This window comes from Frankia sp. CeRuru1 (assembly GCF_977966315.1).
The window spans coordinates 1-3,172 of record NZ_CDWWEW010000494.1 but is presented as its reverse complement, the minus strand read 5'-3'; the positions used below and the strand labels follow the sequence as shown (position 1 = coordinate 3,172).

Below are 3,172 nucleotides of genomic sequence, written 5' to 3'. Positions count from 1 at the left end.
GTCCTGGTGCTGCTTGCCCTGGTGCTGCTTGCCCTGATGGTGCCCGGTGCGCCGCCCACACGACCCACTCCAGCCAATGATCATTTCGACTGCTCCGAGCTCACCGGGCCGGCGGCCGTCGAACGGAAGAACCCCATCTTGACCACCGATCCGCCACCGCAGCTCTGGGCGATCCTTGACGAAGCCGCAGTGCGCCGCATGGTCGGCGGACCCGAGATGGCGCGCGCCCAACTCGCCCACCTGATCGACATGTCCCGCCGTCCCGGGATCACGACCCAGGTGCTCCCGTTCCGCTCGGGGGGCACACGCGGGCCTGAGTGGCCCGCCTACTGGCGGCGGAACACGGCATCCGACAGTTCCTGGACATCGGAACGGGACTGCCGCCCCCGAATCTGCATGAAGTCGCCCAAGGGGTCGCACCCGAGTTACACATGCCGCACGGCTCGGACGCCGTACACCGACCACCGCACCGCCGGACCCTTGTTGACGATACCGACCCGATCCAGCCCCAGAGAAACTGCGGCAGCACGGCTCGCCGTGGCCTCCTCCCCGGCGTCGTCGAGCCAGCAAGGATCTATGATCATGGTGTTACGCGGCAGGACCTTCGGATCCAGCAGGCTTGAGAGGAGACGCGATGATTCAGGATCGCGGCCGCTTCGACCTGCCCCTGTACAGCGTCGCCGAGGCGGGCCGGCACTTGGGCGTGCCGACGTCGACCTTCGCGACCTGGGCCTACGGCTACACCCGGCACGCACCGGGCCGCGCCCCGGTCCATGGTGAGCCGATCGTCACCGTGCTGCCCCGTCAGCGCCATGGCACGGCCGTCGTGCCGTTCATCGGGCTTGCCGAGGGGATGATCCTGGCAGCCATCCGAGCCGCTGGAGTGCCGCTACAGCGGATCCGCCCCGCGTTGGCCCGCCTGTCCGAGCAGTTGGGGATCGAGCACGTCCTCGCCTCACGCGCCCTGTACACCGACGGTGCCGAGGTCCTCTACGACTTCGCCGAGAGCCAGGGCGACACGCCCGAAGCACGTGGAGCCCGGGAACTAGTCGTGGTGCGCAACGGGCAGCGGGTGTTCGGGGAGATCGTCGAGTCCTACCTCCGGCTGGTGGAGTTCGCCTCGGACGGCTACCCCCGGCTCATCCGGCTACCGCGGTACGAGCCCGGCTCCGTCATCGTCGATCCTCACCGTGGCTTCGGCCAGCCGATCTTCACTCACGGCGGCGCCCGCGTCGAAGACGCCCTGGGCCGCTTCCACGCCGGCGAAGCACTCGCCGAGGTGGCGGAGGAATTCGGCGTGCCTCTCCCTGATCTTGAAGGCGCCGTCCGTGTCGCAAGCAAAATCGCCGCCTGATGACTCGACAGGTCGCCACCCTGCCGGGCTTCCGCACGTCTTCATCGACCGCAGCCTCGGCCGCATCGCCGTCCCCCGATTGCTCCGAGACGCCAGGCTACGGCTGACCACGCTCGCCGAGCACTACGGCATCCCACAGGACGAGGACATCGCGGACGTCACCTGGATCGAGGACACGGCCCGCCTCGGCTGGGTCGTGTTCATGAAGGACGCGCGTATCCGCTACCGCCCCGCCGAACAGGAAGCCGTCCTGACACATCACGCGCGATGCTTCTACATAACCCGGCAGGACCTACCGGGTGCTGCGATGGCACAGTGGCTGCTCTCGAACCTGCCCGCGATCACGACCGCCTGCACCGAAGCAGGCCCTTTCATCTACGCCGTCCACGCCATGGAGATCCGCAAAATGGACATCAGCTCACCCCAGCCCCGGTAGTTCCTCCTCACCCACCATCGACCGGAGTCGCACCATCCGTGATTCAGGTAGACGCCGGTTAGCCGCGTCTTCCGTCGCTTGATAGGTACAACCAAGGGGTGGTACCGATCGTCCTTGGGCAGGCCTTGGGCTTCTCACCAGCATCTTTAGGCAGCCGGCCGGCCCCTGGGCCGCACCCGTGTTGCACACGCTGCACGGCTCGGACGTAGTACGCCGGCCACCGCACCGCCAGACCCTCGTTCACGACGCCGTCTCCGAAACAGCCCCGAAGAAGCCGAAGGCGGTCTAGTACGGTCACGTAAACCGGGACTGTAAAACAAACTTGACAGACCCCTCGCTGTGGCGGTGGAAGTTGACAGGCGTGACCGGTCGAGAGCCTCGCCGGCCGCGCCCGCCCTCTTGAGTGCCTTCGACTGGTTACGTTCGACGTGCGGTGAGGATGAGCCGTCTGGCGCCTAGCTCGTAGGGCGTGCCCTCCGGCCCGGCGTACCGCCTGATGGCGGTGAATCCGCCGTCTGTGAGCAGTTCGCCCAGTTGACCACTGGTGTAGATGTGGTGAATCGCGGCCGCATGGAGTTCCTCGGTGCCACGTTTGAATGCGTACCGACTGATCAGCCGGCTTGCCAACGGGTCGTACTCCAGGTTTGTCTCGACAGTGATATCTCCGGTCACCATGGTGCTCGGCTCACCGGTGTAGGTGGGCAGAATACTCTCGGCCGTCGCCCCGAAGTCGACGATCAGGCTGCCGCCAGGACGGATCGCCCGAGCCAGGCTCGCGATGAACTCCCGGGTGCCGGCCAGGTCCAGATAGCCGAAGCTGTTGCCCAGGCAGGCGGCCGCGTCGAACGAGCGATCCACCGGGATCGCCCGCATGTCCGCGAGCACGAACTCGACGTGTAGACCGGCCTGCTCTGCCGCCCGGCGGGCATGGTCAATGGCCTCGGCTGAGAGGTCGACGCCGGTCACCCGATGGCCGCGCCCGGCGAGAGCGATACTGTGCCGACCGCTGCCGCAGGGAACGTCTAGGATCCGGGCCACCGGCGGCAGACCGAGCGCGGCCTCGATGAACTCGACGTCAGCCGCGGTCATTTCGGGCGACGCCGCCCGCCGCCAGAACTCGTTCGGAAGTTCGGTAAAGAAGTCCGCGTACCACGCAGACGAGATATCATTTGACAACGCCAGAATCTCCTCATGGAGTACATCAACACGAAAAATTGATGTCACCAGGCACACCGAGGTCCGACGCTGGTCAGCAGTCGACCTCGATCACCACCACGCCATCCAGGCCGGCGGTGTCCGGTGGCCCGGGACAAGACCCGGGGCAACCATGGCTTCCTCCACGCAAGGCGTCGGGCCGCTCCCCGACGGACTGCCCCCAAACT

The 3,172-nt window shown here is 66.6% G+C and carries 3 protein-coding genes and 2 pseudogenes; 4 read left to right on the top strand and 1 reads right to left on the bottom strand.

Annotation, left to right across the window (positions count from 1 at the left end):
* Positions 1–36: 36 nt before the first annotated feature.
* The 4 genes and pseudogenes from AC08OP_RS23320 to AC08OP_RS23305 all read left to right on the top strand — a co-directional run.
* A pseudogene (locus tag AC08OP_RS23320) lies at positions 37–258 on the top strand (Scr1 family TA system antitoxin-like transcriptional regulator); the annotation flags it as partial.
* A gap of 65 nt (positions 259–323) precedes the next feature.
* A pseudogene (locus tag AC08OP_RS23315) lies at positions 324–425 on the top strand (SAM-dependent methyltransferase); the annotation flags it as partial.
* 209 nt (positions 426–634) lie between these two features.
* Positions 635–1,354, top strand: coding sequence for a DUF433 domain-containing protein (locus AC08OP_RS23310; protein ID WP_476616135.1), 720 nt, complete (start codon positions 635–637; stop codon positions 1,352–1,354).
* Positions 1,329–1,790 carry a PIN-like domain-containing protein gene (locus tag AC08OP_RS23305; RefSeq protein WP_476616134.1) on the top strand — a complete coding sequence of 154 codons (462 nt, stop codon included), beginning with the start codon at positions 1,329–1,331 and terminating at the stop codon, positions 1,788–1,790. The genes AC08OP_RS23310 and AC08OP_RS23305 overlap by 26 nt, the downstream gene beginning before the upstream one ends.
* A 417-nt stretch (positions 1,791–2,207) precedes the next feature.
* On the opposite strand, the gene AC08OP_RS23300 is transcribed toward AC08OP_RS23305, so the two are convergent.
* Positions 2,208–2,966 carry an SAM-dependent methyltransferase gene (locus tag AC08OP_RS23300; protein ID WP_476616133.1) on the bottom strand — a complete coding sequence of 253 codons (759 nt, stop codon included), beginning with the start codon at positions 2,964–2,966 and terminating at the stop codon, positions 2,208–2,210.
* Positions 2,967–3,172: the final 206 nt, after the last annotated feature.